This is a genomic window from Phragmitibacter flavus (assembly GCF_005780165.1).
Taxonomy (GTDB): Bacteria; Verrucomicrobiota; Verrucomicrobiia; order Verrucomicrobiales; family Verrucomicrobiaceae; genus Phragmitibacter; species Phragmitibacter flavus.
The window spans coordinates 1-24,049 of the sequence record NZ_VAUV01000009.1 but is presented as its reverse complement, the minus strand read 5'-3'; the positions used below and the strand labels follow the sequence as shown (position 1 = coordinate 24,049).

17 protein-coding genes are annotated in these 24,049 nt (G+C 56.7%); 8 read left to right on the top strand and 9 right to left on the bottom strand.

Going from position 1 to position 24,049, the window contains the following annotated elements; all coding sequences use genetic code 11:
• Positions 1 to 620: 620 nt before the first annotated feature.
• Together FEM03_RS12990 and FEM03_RS12985 are read left to right on the top strand one after the other, a co-directional pair.
• A complete protein-coding gene (locus tag FEM03_RS12990) occupies positions 621 to 1,703 on the top strand; it encodes a ribonucleotide-diphosphate reductase subunit beta (protein ID WP_138086709.1) in 1,083 nt (360 codons plus the stop codon).
• A gap of 144 nt (positions 1,704 to 1,847) precedes the next feature.
• Positions 1,848 to 5,180 carry a ribonucleoside-diphosphate reductase subunit alpha gene (locus FEM03_RS12985; RefSeq protein WP_138086708.1) on the top strand — a complete coding sequence of 1,111 codons (3,333 nt, stop codon included), beginning with the start codon at positions 1,848 to 1,850 and terminating at the stop codon, positions 5,178 to 5,180.
• A gap of 108 nt (positions 5,181 to 5,288) precedes the next feature.
• Here the strand turns inward: FEM03_RS12985 and FEM03_RS12980 are convergent, their stop codons facing one another.
• Entirely contained in the window at positions 5,289 to 6,203 is a 915-nt protein-coding gene (locus FEM03_RS12980) for a hypothetical protein (protein ID WP_138086707.1), read from the bottom strand.
• Between the two features lie 370 nt (positions 6,204 to 6,573).
• Between FEM03_RS12980 and leuC the strand changes: the two genes are divergently transcribed.
• On the top strand, positions 6,574 to 7,998 hold the full coding sequence (gene leuC, locus FEM03_RS12975; RefSeq protein WP_138086706.1) for a 3-isopropylmalate dehydratase large subunit: 1,425 nt from the start codon (positions 6,574 to 6,576) through the stop codon (positions 7,996 to 7,998).
• A gap of 118 nt (positions 7,999 to 8,116) precedes the next feature.
• On the opposite strand, the gene FEM03_RS12970 is transcribed toward leuC, so the two are convergent.
• The 7 genes from FEM03_RS12970 to FEM03_RS12940 all read right to left on the bottom strand — a co-directional run bounded on the left by FEM03_RS12970 (position 8,117) and on the right by FEM03_RS12940 (position 17,576).
• Positions 8,117 to 10,132 carry a hypothetical protein gene (locus FEM03_RS12970; protein ID WP_138086705.1) on the bottom strand — a complete coding sequence of 672 codons (2,016 nt, stop codon included), beginning with the start codon at positions 10,130 to 10,132 and terminating at the stop codon, positions 8,117 to 8,119.
• A 162-nt stretch (positions 10,133 to 10,294) separates the two neighbouring features.
• Entirely contained in the window at positions 10,295 to 12,535 is a 2,241-nt protein-coding gene (locus FEM03_RS12965; protein WP_138086704.1) for a DUF1549 and DUF1553 domain-containing protein, read from the bottom strand.
• A gap of 88 nt (positions 12,536 to 12,623) precedes the next feature.
• Positions 12,624 to 13,058 (bottom strand): YiiD C-terminal domain-containing protein, encoded by a 435-nt coding sequence (locus FEM03_RS12960; RefSeq protein ID WP_138086703.1) that lies wholly within the window; start codon positions 13,056 to 13,058, stop codon positions 12,624 to 12,626.
• Between the two features lie 5 nt (positions 13,059 to 13,063).
• Positions 13,064 to 13,699 carry a GTP-binding protein gene (locus tag FEM03_RS12955; protein ID WP_138086702.1) on the bottom strand — a complete coding sequence of 212 codons (636 nt, stop codon included), beginning with the start codon at positions 13,697 to 13,699 and terminating at the stop codon, positions 13,064 to 13,066.
• Positions 13,700 to 13,754: 55 nt separating this feature from the next.
• Positions 13,755 to 15,668 carry a hypothetical protein gene (locus FEM03_RS12950; protein ID WP_138086701.1) on the bottom strand — a complete coding sequence of 638 codons (1,914 nt, stop codon included), beginning with the start codon at positions 15,666 to 15,668 and terminating at the stop codon, positions 13,755 to 13,757.
• A gap of 358 nt (positions 15,669 to 16,026) precedes the next feature.
• Complete coding sequence (locus FEM03_RS12945) at positions 16,027 to 16,986, bottom strand: prenyltransferase/squalene oxidase repeat-containing protein (RefSeq protein WP_138086700.1); 960 nt, start codon at positions 16,984 to 16,986, stop codon at positions 16,027 to 16,029.
• Positions 16,983 to 17,576, bottom strand: a complete 594-nt coding sequence (locus tag FEM03_RS12940) for a Crp/Fnr family transcriptional regulator (RefSeq protein ID WP_138086699.1) — start codon at positions 17,574 to 17,576, stop codon at positions 16,983 to 16,985. The genes FEM03_RS12945 and FEM03_RS12940 overlap by 4 nt, the downstream gene beginning before the upstream one ends.
• 206 nt (positions 17,577 to 17,782) lie before the next feature.
• Here FEM03_RS12940 and FEM03_RS12935 point away from each other — a divergent pair, with 206 nt between their 5' ends.
• From FEM03_RS12935 to FEM03_RS12915, 5 genes are all read left to right on the top strand, one after another.
• Entirely contained in the window at positions 17,783 to 19,942 is a 2,160-nt protein-coding gene (locus FEM03_RS12935) for a hypothetical protein (RefSeq protein ID WP_138086698.1), read from the top strand.
• A 177-nt stretch (positions 19,943 to 20,119) separates the two neighbouring features.
• Positions 20,120 to 20,338: an antitoxin gene (locus tag FEM03_RS12930; protein WP_138086697.1), complete on the top strand. Its 219-nt coding sequence runs from the start codon at positions 20,120 to 20,122 to the stop codon at positions 20,336 to 20,338.
• Positions 20,335 to 20,745, top strand: a complete 411-nt coding sequence (locus FEM03_RS12925) for a type II toxin-antitoxin system VapC family toxin (RefSeq protein WP_138086696.1) — start codon at positions 20,335 to 20,337, stop codon at positions 20,743 to 20,745. Before FEM03_RS12930 ends, FEM03_RS12925 begins: the two co-directional genes overlap by 4 nt.
• Before the next feature lie 179 nt (positions 20,746 to 20,924).
• Positions 20,925 to 21,377, top strand: coding sequence for a S1 family serine peptidase (locus tag FEM03_RS12920; RefSeq protein ID WP_166442830.1), 453 nt, complete (start codon positions 20,925 to 20,927; stop codon positions 21,375 to 21,377).
• Between the two features lie 179 nt (positions 21,378 to 21,556).
• Positions 21,557 to 22,342: a PEP-CTERM sorting domain-containing protein gene (locus FEM03_RS12915; protein ID WP_138086694.1), complete on the top strand. Its 786-nt coding sequence runs from the start codon at positions 21,557 to 21,559 to the stop codon at positions 22,340 to 22,342.
• 65 nt (positions 22,343 to 22,407) lie between these two features.
• Here FEM03_RS12915 and nuoF read toward each other — a convergent pair whose 3' ends face one another.
• Complete coding sequence (gene nuoF, locus FEM03_RS12910; protein WP_138086693.1) at positions 22,408 to 23,805, bottom strand: NADH-quinone oxidoreductase subunit NuoF; 1,398 nt, start codon at positions 23,803 to 23,805, stop codon at positions 22,408 to 22,410.
• Between the last annotated feature and the right edge of the window lie 244 nt (positions 23,806 to 24,049).

The window sequence follows — 24,049 nt, the reverse complement described above, 5'->3', positions numbered from 1 at the left end:
CGGGGGAAGATGTGCCTTCTGCAACACTGCGGTTTCGCCGCTTGATGAAAAGTTGAGGTCGACGCGGTCTGCAGTCCTGAACTCACCCCGGCATCTTGGGCCGGCCTCGTGCGATCGCGGCGATGGGTGAGGCAATGAACAGTGGGCAAAAAATATTTGCAGTGACGTTTAGTGTCGATTCTTGGATTGGAGAACCGCATGGAATTCCAGTTGCCGGTGATGTTCAATTGTCACCTGATTGCGCCTTCCCATTACTGCGAAGAGCCAAATCGGGCCGATGGGGCTCAACTTGAGGGAGTTGGGAAACATGCGCATATTTTGCGCTTTTACTCGACGGAAATGATTCGCAAGGATGCACTTTTTACGTGAGAAAAAAGATTATCGGCGTGCTCGCCTACGCACTGCGTCAAATGCGACTTGCCGGATGGGCACCAACCCCAACAAATTGTAGTTTCTACTTGGCGCACCCCTATATATTGTGTAGTCTCTTCCTCGCGCCGCCTAGATATAGTGTTCATAACGATTGCACTCATTTCTGCCGCAGCGTGTGATTCAACTTTTTCCGGGTGGATTCGTCCTCGTCTTCACCTCAACCGCAACCCAATAATCTTCGTCCGTTCATGGAAAAAACATTCACTTTAGGAAGCCGCACTTTTGTGCTCGATCAGGACAAGGCCGAAGAGGCTTATGCCGCCAAAAAGGTCATCAATGGCCGCAAATCGGAAGCGTTCAACCTGCTGCCGCTGAAATACAAGTGGGCTTATGATTTGTATCGGACGATGAAGGCCAACCATTGGGAGCCTGAGGACATTCAGATGCAGAAGGACATCGAGCAATGGCGCGATCCGGACACTTCGGATGTGCATCGCTGGATCATTCGCATGGGGATTGGCTACTTTTCGGCGGCCGAGGGGATTGTTGGGGACAACATTTTGCACGTGGTGCGCGAACTGGTGACGGCACCAGAGTTGAAACTGGTGTTGGGTCGGCATGCGCATGAGGAGAACATCCATGCGGATTCGCTGCTTTATATGATCTCTTCACTGGGCATCAACCCGCATGAGTGCGAGGCGATGTTTGAGCAGATTGAGACGATCAAGCGGAAGAACGAGTTTGTGACGAAGGTGTCGCGCGAACTGCGTCGTGACATCGATCTGACCGATCCGGTGAACAAGAAGCTGTTCGCGAAGAATATTTTTGTGTTTGGCCAGTGCATGGAAGGCACGCAGTTTTACGGGTTGTTCGGGATGATTTTGGGTCTGTCGCGTCAGGGCAAATTCCCGGGCATTGGCAACATGTTCCAATACACGTTGCGCGATGAATCGAACCACATCGAGCTGTGCCGTTCGTTGTTCATGGATCTGGTGGATGAGAATCCGGAAATCTGGACGGCGGACTTCCGTGCTGATCTGGTCGCTACGATGCAGGAGGCGGTGATGCTGGAGAAGGCGTTCATTCGCGATTGCCTGCCGATGAGTTCCGTCGGGCTGAGCGCTGGCGAGTTTGAACTTTACATCGACTACATTGCCGACCGTCGTTTGCAGGGTTGTGGATTGCCCGCATTGAACCCTGGCATCACCAATCCATTTCCTTGGCTGTCTGAAATTCAGGACATGCGTAAAGAGACGAATTTCTTCGAAAGCAAGGTCACCGACTACTCCAAAAAGAGCGCGTTGGCGATGGCCAGTGATGATGAGCTTTAAGGCTCACCATTGAACCGACTTCCGTCCTTTTTGTTCGTCAATCGGGAGGCTGCCATACTGAATGATATTCCGATGGTGATCCTTCTTTCCTCTTAAAAACTCCCATCCGCCAGCAACCGTCAACCTGCACCAGCAACCACCACCATGATCTCCCGTAACCTTTACAACGAAGACCTCGCGCTTAAGCGTCTTGCCACCACGCCGAAAGATCAAAAGGCGCGGTTTCAATGGAGTGATGATACGCTGGCCGAAGGCGTGGCACCACAGCGTCCGTTGAAGGTAAAGGTGGGCGGGGAACAGCGTGATTTCAATTTGCAGGAGATTGCGGACACCATCGGCAATGCGCTGGCGGATTTGATGGTGGCGCGTAAACAGGACGACATTTTTAATGAAGAGAATCGTCGTCAGGTGAAGTTGTTTAGTTTGTTGGTGGCGCAGGAATTGAATCAGCGGGCACGCAAGACGGCGGAGCAGTTTGGTGACAGCATGGTGTTGCTGGATCCACATGAAATTTATACCGCGATTGAGAGTGTGCTCATTCGCAACAACGCGCATGATGTGGCGCGCAGTGTGATGGCACGACGTCAGTATTTCGACAAAATGAATCAAGATTACGACAACAATCCTGCCGCTTTGCAGGTGCCCACGAAGGTCATTCGTCGCAATGGCCAGGTGGTGGCATGGAACCCGAACAAGATCGAAGTGGCGGTGCGCAAGGCGTTCCTTTCACTGGAGCTGGATTCCGCCCCGGCGGTGGGAATTGCAGAGGCATTGAGCAGTCAACTGGCATCGGATCACAAGCAGTTCATTCACATTGAGCAGTTGCAGGATTTGGTCGAAGAAGAGATTATGCGTCAGGGCCATTTCAAAGTGGCGAAAGCGTATATTCAGTATCGCGAACTGCGTCAGCGTCAGCGCGAGATCGATGAACCGGCGGCGGTTGAGGCCGAAAAGGCGAAGGCGTTGAGTGAAGATGCGCAGCAGTTGTTCATCGTGGTGCGGCTCAATGACAAGGAGACGATTCTCTGGGATGGTCTCGATCTGAAGAAGCGCATCGAGTTTGCGATGCTGGGATTGGATCTGAATCTGACGCGCGATGAAATTGAGACGGAACTGCGTCGTTCGATTCAGAGTGACATCACCATTGAGCAGTTGAATCTGACGGTGACATTGAATGCGAAGTCGTTGATGCAGCGTGATGCGGATTTTACCAAGTTTGCGGCGCGGATTCACCTCAGCTACATTTATGAAGAGGTGTTGGGCTGGGACATCGTGCGGGATGGCGTTGGGCAGTTGCAGGCGTTTCATCGTCGCGCGTTCCGTCGCAATTTGATCCGTGGGGTGGAGATCGAGCGTTTGAATCCGAAGTTGTTGGATTATGAGATCGACAAGCTGGCCGATGCGCTGGATCCGGCGGCGGATCTTGACTTTGATTACATGGGCATCAGCACCTTGTATGACCGTTATTTGATCGTCGACAAAAAGGTCAAACCGCATCGTCGTCTGGAGACACCTCAGTTGTTCTGGATGCGGGTGGCGATGGGCTTGTTCATTGCGGAGGAGAACGCATCGGAGCGGATTTTGGCGTTGTATCGTTTGTATAAGAGCCGTCGTTTCTGCAGCAGCACGCCGACCTTGTTCAACAGCGGCACGATGCACAGTCAGTTGAGCTCCTGTTATCTTTACAAGGTGGATGACTCCATTGAATCGATCATGATTCGTGGGATCGCGGAGAACGCTTTCCTCAGCAAGTGGGCGGGTGGTCTTGGTGGGTCATGGACTTCGGTGCGTGGCACGGGGGGTTACATCAAAGGCACGAATGGTGAGAGCCAGGGTGTGATTCCTTTCTTGAAGCTGCACAATGATCAGTTGGTGGCGGTGAACCAGGGCGGCAAACGTCGTGGATCGGGCTGCGCGTATCTTGAGACCTGGCACAACGACATCGAAGACTTTCTTGAGTTGCGCATCAACACCGGTGACGAGCGTCGCCGCACGCATGACATGAACACCGCGAACTGGATTCCCGATTTGTTCATGAAACGCATGGAAGCACGTGAGCAGTGGACCTTGTTCCGTTCCAATGACGTGCCGGATCTGCACGATCTTTACGGTCGTAAATTTGAGGAGGCTTATGTCGCTTATGAGAAGCGCGTGGAGAAGGGTGAGTTGTATGGCAAACGCGTGCAGGCCCTCGATTTGTGGAAGAAGATGTTGGGGGCGTTGTTTGAAACGAGTCATCCTTGGATCACCTTCAAAGATCCCTGCAACGTGCGCAGTCCACAGGATCATGCGGGTGTCATTCACAGCAGCAACCTCTGCACGGAAATCACGCTGAACACCAGCGCGGATGAGACGGCGGTTTGCAATTTGGGATCGGTGATTTTGGAGAACCATCTGGATGATGCGGGCGACATTGATCATGTGAAATTGCGTGAGACGATCCGCATGGCGGTGCGTGCTTTGGACAATGTCATCGACATCAATTTTTATCCGACCGAAGCCGCGCGGAATTCCAATACGAAACACCGTCCGATTGGACTTGGGGTGATGGGCTTGCAATATGCGTTGTATGCGAAAGGGCTGCCGTTTGCTTCGAAAGAGGCGGTGGAGTTCAATGACGAGGCGATGGAGGCGATTGCTTATTATGCTTATGAAGCGAGCAGCGATCTTGCTGCGGAGTTGGGCACCTACAGCAGTTATAAAGGCAGCAAATGGTCACGTGGATTGTTGCCACAGGACACATTGGATCTGTTGGAAGAGGAGCGTGGGGTGAAGGTGGATGTGCCACGCGGTGGCAAGATGGACTGGACACCGGTGCGCGAGAAGATCGCCAAGCAGGGGATGCGCAACAGCAACGTGCTGGCGATTGCTCCGACGGCGACGATTTCCAACATCATGGGCAGCAGTCCGTGCATCGAGCCGTTGTTCAGCAACGCGTTTGCGAAGTCGAACCTGGGCGGGCAGTTCTTTGTGTTGAATCCGTATTTGATCAAGGATTTGAAGAAGCGCGGATTGTGGACCGAAGAGATTCGCGGTCAGTTGAAATATCATCATGGCGAGTTGAATCCGATTGATGAGATTCCTGCGGATCTGAAGCGCAAGTATGCGACGGCGTTTGCGGTGGATTGGGCCTTTGTGATTGAGTCGGCGGCGCGTCGTCAGAAGTGGATTGACCAGAGTCAGTCGGTGAACCTTTGGCTGGCCGAGCGCGACATGCGTCCGATGAGCCACATGTATCGCGCGGCGTGGCGTCAGGGATTGAAGACGACGTATTATTTGCGCACCATTGCATCGAGCAACATTGAGCAGGCGGATTCGACCACGGCCAAGAAGTTGAGCGGGGTGATTGCTCAGACCGTGGCGGCTTCGACGGCGGGAGCGGCCAGTGCGGCGGCCGATCCGAAGGAGTATGCGGAGTTCATCGCGGCGGCAAGGGCGAAGGCCCAGGCGGGCGAGGATTGCGAGATGTGCCAGTGAAGGGTCGGTGATCGAGCTGCTCGCTTGAGTTGAAGTTCCAAAAAAAGAGCCGTCAATGTTGACGGCTCTTTGGAGTGTTCTCTTTGCGCCAGCTAAATTGGTTGGAGTTCAGAAGCGAATGCTGAAGTCAACGGTGATCCGGTCGTCAAAAAGGCCTTTGGGGGTGGCGGCCGCTTTTTCATAGGCGATGCCGAAGTCAATGTGCGAGGTGAGGCGGGAGCGGAATCCGGCACCGATGGTGATTTGGGTGGTGCCATCGGCTTGTGAACTGCCGAAGTTAATCACGTCGTATCCTTCGGAGTCGATGGGCAGTTTGTTCCCTTCAGAGACGACCGTGTAGCCATTGGCGGCTACGAAGGGGATGAAACAGCGATGCAGGTAGTAGTCGGCTTGCAGGCTGTAGTGCAGAATCGTGCTCTTGGCGTCGGAGTCGTTGGGGATGCGGACGCCGATGTTGGTTTGCAGGTGGAAGTTGCCGAAACCTTTTTGTGCGGAGATGAAGGGATTCCATTCACCGGAGCCCTCGCCCTGGAAGACTTCACTGTTGCCGAGCGGAATTTCGAAGGTGAAGCCGGGAGTGAGGATGAAGGCGTTGGCTTCGTCATCGATAAGCGCATATTTTAAACCTGCGGCGATATCCAACCAGCCTTCGCTGTCGCCAATGCCGGGGGTGTTGAGGTCCATGTAACCGTCCTTCGTGGCGATGAAGGCGAGGCGATCCGTGATGGCGTAGCGGAGTTGCACGGCATAAACTTCAGCATGGCCGCCGCCGGTGACGAACGAGTCGTCGATGCGATGGTAGGCGAAGAACGGGCGAATTTCGGAGCGAATGATGGCGTCTTCGAAGAAGACGGGATTGGCGACTGGGGTGATGGTGTTTTCTTTCCAGCTGGCGGCTTCGGTGGCGACGGAAGCCGGTGTTTTATCGGAGTAGGTAACGGGGTTTCCTGCCTGAATTTGGGGGCATAAAAAAAGGCTGCCGAAGAGCAGCCCTGCATACAGGTTGTCGAATTTAGTTTTCATTGCACCTTCAAAATAGGACGGGTTTCGCAGGGTGCTGGGCGGATTTTGTGGTTGTTAGAGCAACGGATGGCGGAGGGGGCAGATGGGGCTTTTTTGTTGGAATTTGAGCGTTGCGGTCACTCATGGCGGCAAGAACAGCCGGGTGGCGACGGTCGATGAAATATCGTTTTATGGAAGGGAAATAACGACAGCGTAAGTCAAAAATAGGGAAGATACTCCCGCGAGAGGTGGGGGATTTGCGGCGATGCGAGGCTTGGATGTGAATCATCAATCGGGTTAAGGGCAGTCGAAAGGAAAAAGTGCTCCTCTCCCTTTGCGCTGGGGAAATGAGCGTGCTATCTTGAAGGCTCCTCACTCGTAAATCATCATCATGGGCAAAACACTCTTCGCTAAAGTCTGGGAATCGCACTCTGTCGCCACGCTTGCCAACGGTCAGACACAACTGCTCATTGATACGCACTTGATTCATGAAGTGACGAGCCCCCAGGCGTTTGGCATGTTGCGTGACCTGGATCTGAAAGTGCTTCATCCTGAGCGGACATTTGCCACGGTTGACCATATTGTGCCGACCGATCAGCGCGAGCAGCCTTTTGCGGATCCTTTGGCGGATGCGATGATCACGGAGTTGCAGCGCAATGCGGATGATTTTGGGATCACCTATTTCAACCTGGCAAGTGGCAAGCAGGGGATTGTGCATGTGGTGGGTCCTGAGCAGGGCATCACCCAGCCGGGAACGACGATTGCCTGTGGCGATTCGCACACGGCGACCCATGGGGCTTTTGGCGCAATCGCTTTTGGGATTGGCACGACTCAGGTGCGCGATATCTTGGCGACCCAGTCGATGGCGTTGAGCCCGATGAAGGTGCGCCGCATCAATGTGGATGGTGAACTGAGCCCTGGCGTTTATTCGAAAGATGTGATTCTTCACATCATCCGATTGCTGGGTGCGGGTGGTGGCAAGGGCTACGCGTATGAATACGGCGGCAGCATTTTTGACGGGTTCACGATGGAAGAACGCATGACGGTTTGCAACATGTCCATCGAAGGTGGTGCGCGTTGTGGTTATGTGAATCCGGATGAGAAGACGGTTGAGTATTTGAAGGGGCGTCCGTATTCGCCGAAAGGCGAGAACTGGGACAAGGCGGTGGAGGCCTGGCTGGCGGTGGCTTCAGATGAAGATGCGGTCTATGACGATGTGGTCAACATCCGCGCCGAAGACATTCCTCCAACCGTGACCTGGGGTGTGAGCCCGGATCAGGCGATTGCGGTGACCGAAACGGTGCCAACGCCAGAAGGCGCGGCGAATGCGGTGGTGCGTGAATCCATCATTGAAGCTTTGGAATACATGAAGCTGCCGGCGGGTGAGCCGATCAAGGGCATCAAGATTGATGTGGCGTTTGTCGGCAGTTGCACCAACGGACGGCTTTCCGATTTCCGTGAGGTGGCGAAGTTTTTGAAGGGTCGTAAGGTGGCCAGCCATGTGAAGGCGATTGCGGTTCCTGGATCGCAGGTGGTGGATGTGCTGGCGCGTAATGAGGGTCTTGATAAGGTGTTTACCGATGCAGGATTTGAATGGCGTGCGGCAGGATGCTCGATGTGTCTGGCGATGAATCCGGACAAGCTGATCGGTGATCAACTTTGTGCGAGTTCCAGCAACCGGAATTTCAAGGGCCGTCAGGGCAGCATTACGGGGCGCACGATTTTGATGAGTCCGGTGATGGTGGCAGCGGCGGCGATTACCGGTGAGATTGCCGATGCCCGCGAGGTGTTTGGTTTTGCGGAAGCCGTGGCGTGAACGGGGTGCGGAGGGATGGACGGTAGCGCGAGACGGGGAGGTGAGAGCCTCCTTATGTCGGCTGCTACTGGGGGATGAAAGTAGAGGGCTCGTCCCGAGCCTTGATCACAGTCGGCGGTTATTCCAGGGTCATGAGGTCGACTTGCAGGAAGGCGGCGTGGGCTTGGGCGGGATCCTCGGCTGAGTTTGCGCCCTTGGGCAGCCACAGCCCGAGGAGCCGGGTGGAACCTTTGATCAGGGTCACTGACGTGTTGTTTTGATAGGTGTGGAAATGAGTTTGTGGTGCGTCAAGGTGAAGGGCATCGGCTTCAGACAGCAGCAGCGTGGGAGCACGGAAATGGTTTTCGAGGCTGAGGTTGATGTCGATGGTTTCGCCGTCGGGGCCAAGAACCGGATCAATTTCAAATTCAAGTCCGGCTTCGCGTTGATCCGTGACGGCGTAGAAATCGCGGAGAGCATCAGCTACGGCAGCTTGGGCGGGAGGGACAGCTTTATCGCCTTCTTTGGAGTTGGCGGTTGGGGCTGGTTTGGTTTCGCTGACCTGGTCGACGAATTGGTGGATGGGACCCGTTTTTAACACGGCCCGTTGTCCGGAGCGGCATTGAAGCCGGGTGCTATGAAGCCATTTTAACTGATGAGGGGCGGGGTTGGTGTTGGCGGCGGCTTGGATGGTTTCAAAGATTTTTTGATGATTGGCCAACGCAATGCCGGATGTGGTGATGTCCCGGAGATAGGTCGCGTCGCCGGAGATGAGGTGAAGGGTGAAGACGAGTTGCTGGGGACGACGAATTCTGATGCTGCCGATGTGGGCCTCAAGCTCTTCGAGGTTTTCCTGGGTGTTGCGCACGATGAGTTCGCCGGTGGCGGGATTGAAATTGGCAGAAGAGCCTTTGGGGAATTCGAACCCTTGGGCACGCAGGATTTCAAGGGCGGTGGCGCGAATGGTCATTTGGGGTTCACTGGATGCTGCGGCTGGGGCGAAGGGATCGGCTGGGGCGTGGTCGTTGCTGTTTTGGCCTCTCAGGACGCTGAAAAAATCGGGTGGCACACGGAAGGTGCGCATCATCATGCCGGGAGGAAGGAGGGGGTCTTCGCCTGGTTTGGGGAGCGCTTTGGGTTTGAGGTCTTTGCCTTCTTTGCCGAACCAGGTTTCGATTTGGGGATCGGTGTCGGGGAGAATTTTAACGACGTCGGCGCGGAGGAACGCGGTTTGCAGGCGGCCCTCGAGAAAATTGATGTCTTGAGGTTTCCACGCGCTGAGCAGGCGGGTGGTGCCGCTGAACATCATGATGGAGGTGCTGTTGTTGGCTTTGAAGAAGTTGGTGAGGCGAACTTCCTGCCGCTTTTCGCCATTGATGGCGATGGGTTCCCAGCGTTGTTGCGGAGGGGCGTAATGGTGGTTGAGTTGGTAGTTGATGTCGAGGGTGCGGCCATCGGGGCCGAGGACGGGATCGATTTCGAGAGTGGTGCCGACTTGCTCGACATGGTTTCCTGTGGTGAGTGGCAGGCCGGATTGGGTGGCGGTGAACTCGGCGTTGTAGATGAAATCAGTGATTTGATTGGAGATGCTGCGCTGGCCGCTGCGGGAGTCGATGGTGAGGAGGTCGATTTCTTTGGTGTTGGGGGTCGCGAGAAATTCCTGATAGGCCTGGGTGTGGTCGTGAGGAAGTCGGGTTTTGCTGAGAAGGGTGCGGACGGAGGTTTCGTCGGCTTCGAGGAGGTGGAGTCGGAATCGAAGGATGTTTGGAACTGTCGTGAGGCTTTGCTCGGAAAGCGTCGAGAGCTGAGCATGGACTTCGGCCGTGGTGCGGGCGGTGAGGGTGGAGTTGGCGGGATTGTAGGCGATGAGGGAGCCTTCGGGAAGGTGGACACCTTGGGGGAGCAGGTATTCGGCGAGGACGGCATGACTGAGGCCGAGAAATTTGGTGATGTCGGCTGGTTTGGCGTTGGGGGTGTCGGGAAGACCTGGGGCGCGGAGCTGGCCTTTGTTAGGAAGGATGAAGCCGTTGGTCAATTCATCGGATTTGAATGGGTAGGATTTGGTGGTGAAGCTGGATTTGGAAGGGTCTTGGGCGGGGAGATTCGCAGCGGCGCTGAGGAGGAGGGCGGCGAGGAAAAGGAGTGGGCGCGGCATATTTTTGGTGCTCCTGAGTTAGGGTGGATGGGCATTCTGCGCGGGTCGGTGGGAAGTCGGCAAGACAAAACTTCTGGGCGCTTCGCGTCCGTGTTTTCGGCGGGACGCCAAAAACGACACGCAAGATGCGTGTGCTCCCCAGGAGACGGGAGAAGCGTCTGACTAGTGCCGCAGGACGAACTCTTTGGCGTTGATGAGGCTCCAGGCAATGTCTTCGAGAGCGATCCGTTGGTCGGGCGCGGTGTCGAGATATTGAGAGAGTTTGTCTTTTTCGGTTTTGGAGGGCGGGCGGGTTAAGGCGCTCCAAAAGAGGGTGTCAATGATCTGGGCGCTGGGGAGTTTTTGATTTAGCAGGTGGCGTAGGGTGTTGTCTTTGCGGCTGATGAGGGTGGTGATTTGAGGGCTGCCGATGAGGGAGAAGGCCTGGCCCATGGTGGTGTCGTCGGTGCGTTCGCATTCGCAGGCGAGCATGCGGGGAGGCTGGCCGAACTGCTGGAGGAAACTCATGCTGTCGTTGCGTGATCCGCGTCTGCGGTTGTGAATGGGGCCGGGAAGCTGGCTGGCGCGGGTGTATTGGGGGAAGTCGTCGAACTTGGCGGGGACACCGGCGAATTGATTGAGGGTGTCGAGAAGTTGTTCGGCGCTGAGCCGACGGATGATGGCGTGGGAGTAGTTGACCTGATCGGTGACGTTGGAGTCGTTGGGTTCGCTGCTGAGCTGGTAGCTGCGCGAGGTCATGATGAGGCGGATCATGTGGCGCATGTCGTAGCCGCTTTTGACGAAGGTGTCGGCGAGTTCGCGGAGCAGGGCGGGATGGGAGGCGGGGTTGGTGGCGCGGAAATCATCGACGGGATCGACGAGTCCGCGGCCCATGAGGTGGAACCAAATGCGGTTGACCTGGGCCTGGGCGAAGAGGGGGTTGGCTGGGCTGGTGACCCAGTCGGCCGCGGTTTGCAGGTCCCGTTTCTCTTCGAGGGATTTAGGATCGAGAAGTGCAGCACCGAGGAGTTTGGCCTGGGCGGGGTTGCCGGTGCGAGGGTTCTCGAGTTTGGCCTTGAGATTGATCTGGACGATCTGGTCGCCGTTGAAGAAGTGTTTGTCGTTTTTGTCGACGCTTTTTTGGTCGAGGAGCTGGTAATCGATGCGGGAGAAGACGGCGGACCAGTTGAAGTAATCGTCCTGGGTCCAGCGGTCGAAGGGATGGTTGTGGCATTGGGCGCACTGGAGGCGGGTGCCGAGGAAGATGCGCGCGATGCCTTCGGCGCGGGCATTGGGGTCGCGCATGGCGCGGTAGAAGTTGGCTTGGGGGACGTTGTAGGTGCTGCCTTGGGCGGCGAGGATGTCGCGGGCGAACTGGTTGACCGGGCGGTTGGTGGCGATGGCGTCGCGAATCCAGGCATGGAATTTGGTCATGCCGGTTTTGTCCATGGTGCGGGATTCGACGCGCAAGGCATCAGCCCATTTGAGGGTCCAGAAGTCGGTGAACTCGGATCGGGCAAGGAGTTTCTCGATGAGTCGTTCGCGTTTGTCGGGGGATTTATCGGAAGCAAAACTGCGGGCTTCGGCGGCGGTGGGGGGGATGCCGAGGAGGTCGAGATGGGCGCGGCGTTGGTAGGTTTGGTCGTCGGCAAGCGGCGACGGGTTCATGCGCAGGGATTTGAGTTTGGCGAAGATGTGGCGGTCGATGAAATTCTTTTGCTGGGTGGGTTGCCACGCGAAGGTGGGGTTTTCGGGAACGAAGGTGAGGGTGACGGCCTGCTGTTGTTTGAGGAAGCGGACGATGATGGTGGCTTCGCCGGGCTGGAGGGAGGTGACATGACCGCTCGGGGAGATCTTGACGAGTCCGATTTGGGCGGGTTCGTAGACGGCCTGGGAGGCGACGTCTTGTTGGGTGCCATCGGAGAATTTGGCGATGACGCTGAGCTGGACCGATTTCGCTGAGGCGATGAGGATTTGCTGGATGGGGGAGACGTCGAGGCTGGTGAGAGTGGGGGTGTCTTTCTGGTGGCGGGTGGCACCTTGGGCGATCCAGTCGTGCAGGGTGCGGTATTCCCAGGAGTTCGTATCGAAACGTTTGCCGCCTTCGTGGGCAATGCCCTGGGTGGCTTTGAGCAGCAGCAGGCTGTTTTCGGGCTGCATGAGGTTGACGCGTCGGCCGCTGGCGTCCTGCACGAGGGCGGCGAAGTCGTAGTCGAGGTCGTCCCCGCGCAGCGACATTTTGAAGCCGCCCTTCCCAGTCGCGTTGCCGTGACAGGTGCCGAGGTTGCAGCCGGCTTTGGCAATGACGGCCTGGACCTGGTTGTCGAAAGAAACGACCGGGGCGCTGAGGGCTGCCATCATCGTGCCCAGCAGGGTGCTGAGGGCAATGAGAGGTTGGCAGATCGGGGCAGGGCGGATGGGCACAAGGGAAATACGCTCGGAATGGCGGGATTCTTCCACGGGGATGGTGATCCATGCAACGGACTGCCCTGTGAGAGGCAGGCTGCAGTGACTAGCGAATGGCAACAAAGGTGCCGATGAAGGTAAGGGCGCGTTCGCCGTTTTCTTCGATGTGGACTTCGCAATCGATGCGGGCCCTGCCTTTGGCGGCAAGGGTGGACTGGAATTCGGCGAGGGGGGCTTCGTCGGGTCGGCGGCAGATGGCGCGGATTGGACCGCGCACCGGGCGATGGTAGGTGAGGCTGCTGTTGCGAATGACGAGATGGAAGCTCGGATCTTGCAGGATGGTCCACAGCATGCCGTATCCGGCAGAAGTTGCGAGAGCGGCGAGGCTGCCACCGAAGGCGGTGCCCAGGTGGTTGTGATTCAGCTCAAGCGGGGCGCTGAGTTCAATGTGATCGGCATCACAGGATTCCACACGCAGCCCCATGGCCTTGGTGAGGGGCATTTGCTGATGAAAATAGGCTTCGGCGGCGCTGGCATCCATGCGTATCACGCGCTGACAGCTTCCACGGTGGCGTTTTGTCTCTCGGCCTCCATCATGGCATTGAAGCGGGTGAGCACAGAATGCGAGATGGTGTTGAGGGTTGAGAGGACGTTGTGACCGTGCGCGGCGGCGCCTTCGTAGCTGTAGAATCGACGCTCGCCGGAGTTGAGCAGGTATTCCATGTATTCGATTGGGGCGACGTTGGGGAGATCGCGCTTGTTGTATTGGAGGACCAGGGGGATGCGGTCGAGGGACTGGCCGTTGCGTTTGAGGTTGGTTTGCAGGATCTCCCATGCCTGGATGTTGTCGACCATGCGATCCATCTGTGAGTCGGCGACAAACACGATGCCATCGGCCTGACGAAGGACGAGCTGGTAGGTGGCGTTGTAGAGGACCTGGCCGGGAACGGTGTAGAGATGAAACTTTGCCTGGTAGCCGTTGGGCATGGGCGCGTCGATGGCGAGGAAGTCGAAGAACAGGGTTCGGTCGGCTGCCGAAGCGAGGCTGACGAGGTCGCTGCGGGTGTCGGGGTCCAGGCAGGAGTGGATGTGCTGGACGTTGGTGGTCTTGCCGCCAAGCGGGGGACCGCCGTAGACGATCTTGAAACTGACGGTGCGCTGTTCTTCGTGAATGACCGCCATACGTTATCGATGCGTTGAATTTCTCCAGCCGTTGTTTGGTGCAGAGGATTTACCTCTAAGCGTCGTCGGATGCAAGCATGGCGGCGAGTTCCGTGGTCAAAAGGGTGACGCGTTCCAGCAGTTCGGTCTCGTGCGGGCTTGGAGTGTGCAGGATGCCGAGGGTGAGGCTGGTGTTGAGGGCAAAGGAGACAAGGCGTTGTTCGCTGCGCAGGGTGATGATTTCGGTGTTCTCAAGTCCGGAGACCTGGCTCAGCGGCAACAGGTGCTGCCGGAGAGGAAGGGCTTGCTGGATGAAGGAGAGCGCTTCGCTGGATCCATCGCTTGCATAGGAGAACAAGGCATTGTCACGAATGCAGGCCACGGCACAGACGCCAGGGAGTTTGCAGATTTTTTGGATGGCACCTTCGGCGTCGAGGTCCTCGTGGGTGCCGAGCAGCACACGCAACAAGAGGCGGCGGTGTTTGCTGCCGGGGCGGGTGGAGGTCACTCTTGAACGCTGGGGTTTGGCAGCAGGAACGGAAGATGACGTGTGTTCCTTTTCTTGTGAGGTGAAGCTGTTGAATCGGGGTGTCGCCACCGGTGGTGCGGTTGGTGCCAGCGGAAAGTTTGATGCAGGCTCTGCTTTGGGGACGGGTTTGGCTGTCGAGACTGGCTCGGCAAGGTCGGGGAGGGGGGGAAAGTCGAAGGGATTGTTGTCCAATCGGGCCACGCCATCGGGATCGGCATTGGTCCAGTCGGGCAACATGGGCATTTCGGCGAATGGATCGGACTCGTCGCCTGATCCGTCCATGAGGAACGAGCTTCGGATGGCTGGCGGAGCCGGAGCCGGAGCCGGAGCCTGTTTCGGAGGGGAGGCTGAAGTCGGCGCTGGGTGGGGAATGCCGGAGTTGGACTCGAACAGGTCAACGGGCAGGCGGATTTTTAGCTCTGGGCGCGCTGCGGCGAGGAGAACCTTGTGTTCCGGAATGAGACCGAGCCGGATTTCGGCGAGGCGCACGCAGGGTTTTTCGCCGTGGGCGAGTTGACGATGGAAGACCTCTTCAGGCAGGCTGACTTCGACGGATTCGGGAAGCAGGGAGGGATCGATGCCCAGATCTTCTTCCGTGCAGAATTGAAGGGCCACCGGCAGTGGAAGACGTAATTTCTCGTTGGAAGATGTTGAGGGGGCGGTAACGACGGGCGGCGCTGGCGGGGCGGGAACGGCAGGCGCCTGGCTGCCTGGTGTCGGGTCTGGAACTTTGGCCAATGCCGTGATGCGTTCGAAAGGATTGGTCAATGAGGGGGGAGTGGTTGGCGGTGAATTTGCGGGGGCCGGATTCGGCACCTGATCTGCTTTCTGGGCAAATGAGAAGGGGCTTGATTTGACGGAATCAGTGTAGCCGTTTGAACCATCGGGCAGCTGGCCGGATGCCTTGGGTGGAGGGGGGGGCCAGTTGGCGTCCTGTGAGAAGAGGCCGGACACCGGATCTTTGGCGGCAGAGATCTTGACGTTGGCAGGGGTCGGGGTTGGGGGCGATTCAGCGGGAGTTGCGACGGAAAACACTGAAGAGGCGGCGGCGGGATTGCCTTCGGGACCCGGATGGTTGGCCGGAGATGGAGATCCGAACGAAGCGAGGAGTTTGACGATCTTGGCTGCGGGCAGCGAAACGCGTCGAGGGTCGTCTTGGGCGATCTGCTGGGCAAACAGGGAAGGGCAGGCGCGGAAGACTTCGTGAAGTGGCAGGGACGCCTGACCGCTGCGCAGCGCGCGTTCAATGGACTCCTTCTGCACTGGGAGCGGTGTGGAGGGATCGATGCGGGCCTGGGAGAGCGATTCGGCGGGCAGTGCTGAGAGAACGTCGCCAATGGTCAAAGGGGCCGATTCGGGTGCCCCCGAAACAGGAGAGAAAGGTGAGTGGATTGGTCCTGAGCTGGACTCTTTGCCTCGAATGACCTTGAACAGCAAATTGGTAGATTCAGCTTCAGACATATTTTGGGACTTGGAAGCTGAACTTGAAGTGGGTGATGGAACGGAGATTGGCATCCCCTCGGAAAGAGGACGATCAATGGGTTGCCCGTCGTTATCCGGGCTGAAGAGTGAACGGATGGAAAAGGCCATAGAGAGTTGGGGGGACTAAGCACTTTGCCTCGATTGCAGATTATCACCGAAAAAAAGGACGTTTCAATGGTCCAAAGGTGCGGTATAAACTTCACAAACATGAATTTTCTCGATCAGTAAATCAAGCGAATTCAGACGATACGGGCATTCGTGCCATGTGTCATCGAAGCTGATAGACGTTCAGGATGCGGGAATTTTGGCAATCTCTGCGGAAAATCGGGGCGAGCACTCAATAACTCAAGTGGCCGAGAGCGAGGAGCCCGTAGCAGGTGTATTCGGCGTCCAGGTCATCGTCGGCCCAATGGCCATGAAAACCTCCTTCGGCTGACCACAGCGAATCCACAAAATCCAGACAAGGTTCTTTCACACTGCTGAAATCGACTTCAAGGCTGGAGAGAGCGTGAAGTGCAGTGGCGGTGCTGAGCAGATCCGGCAGGGGGGCACCCGGGGTGGCGAGGAATCCGCCCTGTGGCAAAGCCTGGCGGAGCAGCCATTCTCCGGTGCGGGGATCGGTGGGCGCTCCTGCGAGGCGCAACAGGGTGACGGCGGCGGCGGTGGCGGTGACGGTGCCCTGGCGAAGACCGGGTTCATTGGCGTAGGAGCCGTCGTCGAGTTGCAATCCGAGCAGCGAGAGCCCGAGCCGTTCGGGATCGGGCGGAATCAGGCCGAGGTCGGCGTAGAGTCCACAGGCCAGCAGCGCTCCGTAGGCGGAACCCCGGGCTTTGTTGGGGGAGCCGTGATAACCTCCGTCGGGGGTGCGAAAGGCTTCCACGCGTTCGGCGAGGCGGGTTTGTTGTTCCGTCGTGAAAATGGGAATGCCCAGATTGGCGGCACAGCGCACCAAGGAACAGAGATGGACAAAATCGAGGCCTGCGCCATCTTCAAAGGTGCGCAAATAAGAAGCAGCGCTGTCCAGTGGCAGATCGAGTTGCAGAATGAGATACCCTTCGAGTCCGAACACCGTGTAGTAGAGATCGGGTCGGCCATCACGATCACCAAATCCGCCATGGGGCGTCAGCTGGGATTGCATGAAAGATGAAACCAGACCGGCGGCGTCGCCCAAAACTTTGGGGGCGAGCCTGGCCACCTGCAACATTTCCAGTCGGAAGCTGCGCTGACCATTGAGCAGGGAGGCCTCAGAGGCACCTTCCTGTTTCTCCGGTAATTCACTGCGTGCAGGCTGGGTCAAGCGCTTGCGGTCAGTTTTTTGCGGGATGGTTTTGCCTTGCCCTTGGGTTTGGCGACCGTTGGTATTGCACGCGTAGCAACGGAAGAGTTGGCCATCTGTTCTTTCAGCGCGCGCAGTTCGAGTTCGACCTCAGTGAGGCGGCGGGAGGTGCTCTGGAGCCGCGCGGCGGTGACGCGGGCGATGAATTCGTAGAGGGCGGCGTAAAAGGCGGGATCTTCGTCGCGCGGTTTGAAGTCCTGCAGGAATTTTTGGTCAACCGCGAGGCAGACGGACCGCTTGGCCGCAACGACTGAGGCGCTGCGGCGATCTTCGTTGACCACGGCGATCTCTCCGAAAACTTCACCGGAACGTTCGATGGTGACGAGCACCTTGTTGTCCTTGCAGACATTGACCGCACCGCTGAGCAGAATGTAGATGCGCGAGTCGAAGGTGCCTTCCTCGATAATGACATCGCCCTCTTCGCAGTTGATGTAGCTGCTGGAGTTGAGGACATCGTCAAGCTGATCGTCGTTGAATGATCCCAGAAACGGAAGCGAGCGCAGCGACGGCGGGACCTGACCGTGTTCGTGGATGAAGGCGAATTCTTTCATGCAATCCCGACCATACTACAAAAAAGGCGTCGCATGGAAAGCATTCTGTTCCTTTCGCTTGAAATTTCACCACAAGCAGTCACAACATGATCGGATTGGAAAAAAACCAGAAGCCAAAAGGCATTCTCCATTCAGCTTCATTTCTTATTATGAGACGTCGACATCCTTTTTTCCGTGCGCCTGTTCTGGCTGCCGCCATGCTCCCAATGCTTGCCCTTACCCATTGTGGTAAAAAAGAAGAGGCGGCACCCGAGGCGCAGGCCAAAGCAACTACTGCTGGCGAAGCCTCCACTGCTTTTGGGGACAAAGCGGGTCTGCTCGGAGGAGCGGCCATTCTTCCTTCTGACACCGAGTTCTACCTGGGCAGCGTGCAGTTGAAAAAGCACAACGAAGCCATCAAAGCTTCAAACTGGTGGAAGAATGTCAGCGCGTTGATCGAAGACAAAACGCCCGCTGCCGACACCTCGAACAGCTCACCTGAAGCCGTGGAGTCGCTGAATACCCTCAAACAGCTTTGGGGCGATGATTTTTTCATCGCCGGGGCTGCCGGCTTCTCTGAAAGCGTTGGTATCCTGCGCGATTTCAACCGCTTCTACAACGAGATGAACTTCCGTGCGTTGATGGCGGGTGGGACGGCTGGGTTGCAACCCGGCATGGGCGGCGGCATGGCGGCTGGCCCGTTGATGTATCTCCAGGCGATTCTCAACGACCCTGCGACGCTGGAGCGCGCTGGATTGCTGGTAAAAAACATCGAAATCTTCCCTTTGATGATCGGCATCAAGGCGGACGATGCCGAACAAAAGCTCGCCAAACTCATTCCTGCCAAAGCCATCGCAGAGCTTGAAGCGAAGAAGATCAAGGTGACCGATCATAAAACCGCCGATGGACATTCGTTCAAAGCGGCGCTGATCGATGTGAGCCTGCTGATTGACGAGGAGATGCAGAAGAGCAGTCTTGACCAGCTTCCTCCCGACATTTCGGAAGAGTCGAGGAAAATGATGGAGAAACTTTTCGCCGATCTGCGTTCCAAGAAAATGCATGTCGCCTGGGGCGTGGTTCAGGGGCAGATCATCTTTGCCAGCGGCAAAAATCTTGATCACCTCAAGTTTGCTGCGGATCCGGCTTCTTCGTTGCTGGCCAGTCCTGCGATGGAAAAGATTGTTCCGCACAAGGACAAGGATCTTTTTGCGATCAGCTTTCTGAATGAAAAATCGATGCTGGCCCTGCATGACGACCAGCCGATTGTGCCAATGCTGCGCGGCGTGGTTTCCGCGATGAAAGGCAACGCCATGTTCGGTGAGGCGGGCAATGTGCTTTCTGCCCAGCTCGACGAGTTGGCAACGGTGGAGAAAACGGCTTTTGGTCACCAAGCGACGGATGCCGTTGGTGCTTTCTGGTGGGAGAAAGGCATGCAGGGCGTGTCGTATGGCGGCTTGACTCCCAAGTTCCTGGTGTCGGGCAAACCGCTCAATTATGCCGGCCTGCTTGACCAGGACAAAACGCTGTTTGGCATCACCTATCATGGCAATCCACAGTTCAACATGGAGTTGCGCGCGTGGTTGGAAAAACTTTTTGGCGTGGTTTATGTGGGTGCCAAGGAACTGATCAAGGCCGGAGTGGCCGGAGCTCAGGGCCAGCAGCAGGCGGCGATGTTTGACATGCTGATCCTGCCTACTTTCCAGAAAGTTTATGCGGCTGACAAGGACATTGTCGACAAGGGGCTCGGTGCCGAAACCGCCATTCTTATTGACCTTGCCGGAGTGACCCCGCCGCTTCCTGGTGTTGCCGCCGGTGAAGACCAGCCATTCCCACGGATCACCACGGTTTCTGAAGTCAAAAGCCGTGCCGAAGTGGCCAAGGGTTGGACGACCATCAATGACACGCTGACGGGGATCGCGGCGATGCTCGGAGCCAATGCAGGTGGTGGAGCAGCCCCGGGCGGTGGTGCCCCTCCGTCGCTGATTCCTCCGTTGGAAAGCACGGAGAAGGACGGATTCACCACCTGGTCATATCAATTCGAACTGTTGAGCGGTGATCTCACTCCCAACAGCACCCTGAATGACAAACATCTGATCCTCAGCACATCAAAAGGTGCGGCTGAAGGCATTGCTGCCTCCCTGGCCAAACCAGTGGCTGATTCGGTGGATGGTTGTGTGTGGAAGCTCGACCTGGGTCTGGTTTCCGAACTGGTCGAAGGAGTGAGCGCGAACACACCCAATCAAACGCCGGAGAAGGCGGCTCAATTGAAGCAGGCTCTGCAATGGATCAAACCCTTCAAGAGCATGCAGGGTCGTGTGTTTGAAAAAGACGGCGTCTGGCAAAACACCTTCGAGTGGGACATCAGCGACTCGGTGTCGATTGATTGATTGATTCTTTGATGGATGAATTGAAGTGATCCCCGACCATCGTCGCGACCCGCCTGGAAACTGGCGGGTCGTTTTTTGAGAGTTTCTTAGTGCGGAAGTGTTCACGACTGGTGGCTCGTCGTGTCAGTCAATCGATTTTGTGGTTGTGAGTATATACGGTGCGTATATACTCACTGAATGGAAACGATGGTCTTTAAATCAGGCAATTCGCTGGCGGTTCGTCTTCCCAAAGGATTTGAACTGCCTCCTGGAAAAGTCTCACTAAGCAAAGTGGGAGACAAGATTGTAATTGAAAAACTCACCAGCGATTGGCCTGAAGGTTTTTTTGAAGACATTCAGATCAAGCGCAAAAGTTTTGGTCGTGAACTTGTGACTTATAGCGAGAAAAGCCTGTGAAACGGCTATTGTTGGATACGAATGTGTGTATCGATCTTTTGCGGGGGCATAAGCTCGTCACAACCCATTTTCGAGCACACAAACCTGCGGAGCTGGTGCTCTCGACCATCACTGAGTTCGAACTGTATCAGGGAGCGGAGCGAGCCGGTCCGGATTATCAAGTTGAGGAAGGTCGCAAGGTCGCGTTGTTGTTGTCGCATTTGGAGATTTTGCCTTTCGACAGCCGATGCGCCAAAGAGGCGGCTACCATCAACGCGAAATTGCTCAATGCAGGCATGCCGATCAGCCTGCCAGACGTGTTTATTGCCTCCCTGGCGCTGGTGCTGAAGCTGTCCCTGGTGACCAACAATGTTCGCGACTTCAGTCGAATACAAGGTTTGCAGATCATCGACTGGCGCAAAGCATAGAGGAAACACAAAAACCGCGCCGTAGAGCGCGATCTTTCTGAGTCGTTCGGGAATGCGATGTGAAAGGGATCACCCGCTAAGCAACCAGGCTGGCGACAGCGAGGGCGGATTCGGGATTCCTGTTTCGCGCCGCTGGGGGGGTGATCTTTGCGGCGAGCAGCCGTCATCAATACGAATCGATGGAGAAACCTCCCGCCAGATTGGAGGGGTTGGATGATGACATTGTCACGTTGGATGTCACCAAGACCGTTGCGCAACCGAAGTCATGGATGCAGCTGGTGACGGCGACGACAGGTCCGTTAAATGTGCTTGAGTATCGGGTGGAGGACGAGCTTTTGCCCGGGGATGAACTCGCGTTGGTGATTGGCAAAGGAAAGTGGATTGTCGGCAAACTGATGGCGAAGGAAGACATCAAGTTGTGGGATCGCCCCACGATGCAACGATTTGCGGTTCAGACCACCGAGAATGTGGCGGGAACCAGTGGATCGCCGGTGGTCAATGTTCGAACGGGTCGTGTGGTGGGGGTGATGCAGGCGGCGGACCGTGCGGTTGGTCCGACATATCTAGTGTTTGAGACGATGGCCATGAGGTTGGCTCCGGGTAGTCAGACTCGATCTGCGTCGGCTCCATGAGCGATGGGTTGGCAGGTGAGACGTGTTTTTGCGAGTTTTCCGTCACGACGAAGTCTATGCGGTGAAGTTGTCGCTATGGCGTGCAGAAGAAGTTGGCCCGGTTGGAGTGATTGGTTTTTTAGGGCCAATACGGGCAGGTTTTGTTGGATTTACAGGCTGGTGCTGGCTAATATCGTTTTATGAAGTGGGTTACGCAAACAGCCGTGGTCGGGTGGATGGGGATGGTGTGTTTTTGCTCATCAATAGCTTCGGCGGCGACAGTGATCAGTTTTAGTCCGCATTCCGCCGGTCCAAACGGGGATATGCTGGTGGGGGATCTGGCGGGTGCGCCCGGGGTGAGGGTTGGGAACTGGAACAATTTCAATCAAAACAACGCGTTGCTTGATGCCAGCGATTCGGTGATTTATGAGGATGGAACCCTGGTTGGTGGGAGCTTTTCGATGAGTTTCACCTTCACAGGAGGTATTGGGACGGGGGGGAACTTCGGCAACCGAACCGGGGAGTCAACCAATGACGCTCAGTTGTTCAATGGGGTGGCCGATGTGTTCACCAGTGCGACAGCAGCTTTCAGCAATATTCCGTTCGCGGCTTATGACCTGTATGTTTACATGTTTGACGATGGAGCATCGCGGATCGGTGGATTCACGGTTGGATCAACGACTTATTATGCGAGGGGTGGAGCCGGAATGCCCAATACCTCGGGGACTGGTTATGTGCTTTCAACCGATACGACGATTGTGAATGGGGTCGATGCCTCGGTCACTCAAGGCAACTATGTGAAATTTAGCGGACTGACCGGGTCGGATCTTTTGCTCACTCTGTTTGCGGCAGATGGATCAACAACCACGGAGCGCAGCAAGGTGGCGGGATTTCAGATTGTGCAGGTGCCTGAGCCTTCGCGGGCGGTGTTGTTGATGATCGCCTTCTCAGCCATCACGGCGAGGCGTGGAAGGGTTTCGGTTTAGTAGGGGGTTGTTTAGCCTGAACGCACGGGACGCGAGCAGGACTTTGAGCGCGGGCGACGCTGTCCTCAAGCAACCAGACTGGCAGCGGCGAGGGCGGACTCGGGATTTTTGATGAGGCCTTCGAGATCGGGTTTGGTGTCGCCGGTGAGTTCTTCGCGGAATTTTTTAACGAAGGACTGGGTGGGCCAGGAGCAGGCTTCACCGAAAGCACAGATGGTCTTGCCTTCGATCTGGTTGGCGACGCGTTCGAGTTCGTCGACATCGCTGGGACTGGCATTGCCGGCGACGATGCGGTCGCTGATTTTCTTCATCCACAGGCTGCCTTCGCGGCAGGGGGTGCACTGGCCGCAGCTTTCGTGGGCGTAGAAGTTGTTGAGGTTGTTGATGACCCAGCTCATGGAGCGGGAGTCGTCCATGATGATGACACCGCCGGAGCCGGCCATGGATCCGCAGGCGGCCATGGTGTCGAAGTCCATGGGGATGTCCCAGATGGTGAGTTCGCGGCCGTCTTTGAGTTTATAGGTTTCGTCGGCACGAAGGACTTTTGAGGAGGAACCGCCGGGGATGATGGCTTTGAGTTTGCGGCCGGGTTTGAGGCCACCACAAAGGTCTTCGATAACCTCGCGCATGGTGAGCTTGCCGACCTGGATCTCGTAATAACCGGGTTTTTGGACATCGCCGGAGACGCAGAGGATGCGGGTGCCGGTGTTGTTGGGGGTGCCAAGTTTGGCGTATTCTTCGCCGCCGATTTCGAGGATGTGTTTGACGTGGCAGAGCGATTCCACGTTGTTGACGATGGTGGGGCTCATGTAGAGGCCCAGCGCGGCAGGGAAGTAGGGAGGCTTGATGCGTGGATAGGGGCGTTTGCCTTCGAGCGATTCGATGAGGCCGGTTTCTTCGCCGCAGATGTAGGCTCCGGCACCGCGATGGACGTGGATTTCGAGGTCGAATCCGCTGCCGAGGATGTTTTTGCCAAGGAAATTTTGCGCGCGCGCTTCGGCCAGGGCTTTTTCGAGGATGATGGCGGCTTGGGGAAATTCTTCGCGGATGTAGATGTAGGCGAGCTGGGCTTTGACGGCGAAGCAGGAAATGATCATGCCTTCGACCAGTTGATGCGGGTCCTGGTGCATGATATACCGGTCTTTGAAGGTGCCGGGCTCGGATTCATCGGCGTTGCAGATGAGGTAGACAGGCTTGGTATTGGTGGGCGGTATGAAGCCCCATTTGACGCCGGTGGGGAATCCGGCACCGCCACGACCGCGGAGGCCGGATTTTTTGACCTCGTCAATGATGGTCTGACGTTCCATGCCGATGGCTTTGCGGAGCTGGTCGTAGCCGCCGTGCTTCTGGTAGCATTCGATGGAAGGGTCGTAACCCTCGCGATCGATGTTGCGGAAGATCAGGCGGTGTTCGCGTGGGTGAGGCTGTTTGCCTGTTTTGTAGGAGAGCTCGGCCTTTGCCATGGGACAAGATGCGGCTGAGTGAAAATGGGGGCAAGGGCAATTTGTGAAATTTTTCACAAGCGGGAGAAGTGGGCAGTGGGCAGTGGGCAGTGGGCAGTGGGCGGTGGGCGGTGGGCAGTGGGCAGTGGGCAGTGGGCAGTGGGGAGCGGGCAGTGGGCGGTGGGAAGTGGGAGGTGGGCAGTGGGCAGTGGGAAGTGGGGGGTGGGGGGAGGGGAGGGGGTGAGTGGACGGGGGCGCAGGGAGG

Excerpts from the sequence above, each read along its gene's own strand:
- FEM03_RS12920 (WP_166442830.1), top strand. The coding sequence starts at position 20,925 with ATGGAGAAACCTCCCGCCAGATTGGAGGGGTTGGATGATGACATTGTC.
- FEM03_RS12940 (WP_138086699.1), bottom strand. The coding sequence starts at position 17,576 with ATGAAAGAATTCGCCTTCATCCACGAACACGGTCAGGTCCCGCCGTCG.
- FEM03_RS12980 (WP_138086707.1), bottom strand. The coding sequence starts at position 6,203 with ATGAAAACTAAATTCGACAACCTGTATGCAGGGCTGCTCTTCGGCAGC.
- FEM03_RS12930 (WP_138086697.1), top strand. The coding sequence starts at position 20,120 with ATGGAAACGATGGTCTTTAAATCAGGCAATTCGCTGGCGGTTCGTCTT.
- FEM03_RS12960 (WP_138086703.1), bottom strand. The coding sequence starts at position 13,058 with ATGGATGCCAGCGCCGCCGAAGCCTATTTTCATCAGCAAATGCCCCTC.
- FEM03_RS12935 (WP_138086698.1), top strand. The coding sequence starts at position 17,783 with ATGCTTGCCCTTACCCATTGTGGTAAAAAAGAAGAGGCGGCACCCGAG.
- FEM03_RS12970 (WP_138086705.1), bottom strand. The coding sequence starts at position 10,132 with ATGCCGCGCCCACTCCTTTTCCTCGCCGCCCTCCTCCTCAGCGCCGCT.
- FEM03_RS12985 (WP_138086708.1), top strand. The coding sequence starts at position 1,848 with ATGATCTCCCGTAACCTTTACAACGAAGACCTCGCGCTTAAGCGTCTT.
- FEM03_RS12915 (WP_138086694.1), top strand. The coding sequence starts at position 21,557 with ATGAAGTGGGTTACGCAAACAGCCGTGGTCGGGTGGATGGGGATGGTG.
- leuC (WP_138086706.1), top strand. The coding sequence starts at position 6,574 with ATGGGCAAAACACTCTTCGCTAAAGTCTGGGAATCGCACTCTGTCGCC.
- FEM03_RS12990 (WP_138086709.1), top strand. The coding sequence starts at position 621 with ATGGAAAAAACATTCACTTTAGGAAGCCGCACTTTTGTGCTCGATCAG.
- nuoF (WP_138086693.1), bottom strand. The coding sequence starts at position 23,805 with ATGGCAAAGGCCGAGCTCTCCTACAAAACAGGCAAACAGCCTCACCCA.
- FEM03_RS12955 (WP_138086702.1), bottom strand. The coding sequence starts at position 13,699 with ATGGCGGTCATTCACGAAGAACAGCGCACCGTCAGTTTCAAGATCGTC.
- FEM03_RS12950 (WP_138086701.1), bottom strand. The coding sequence starts at position 15,668 with ATGTCTGAAGCTGAATCTACCAATTTGCTGTTCAAGGTCATTCGAGGC.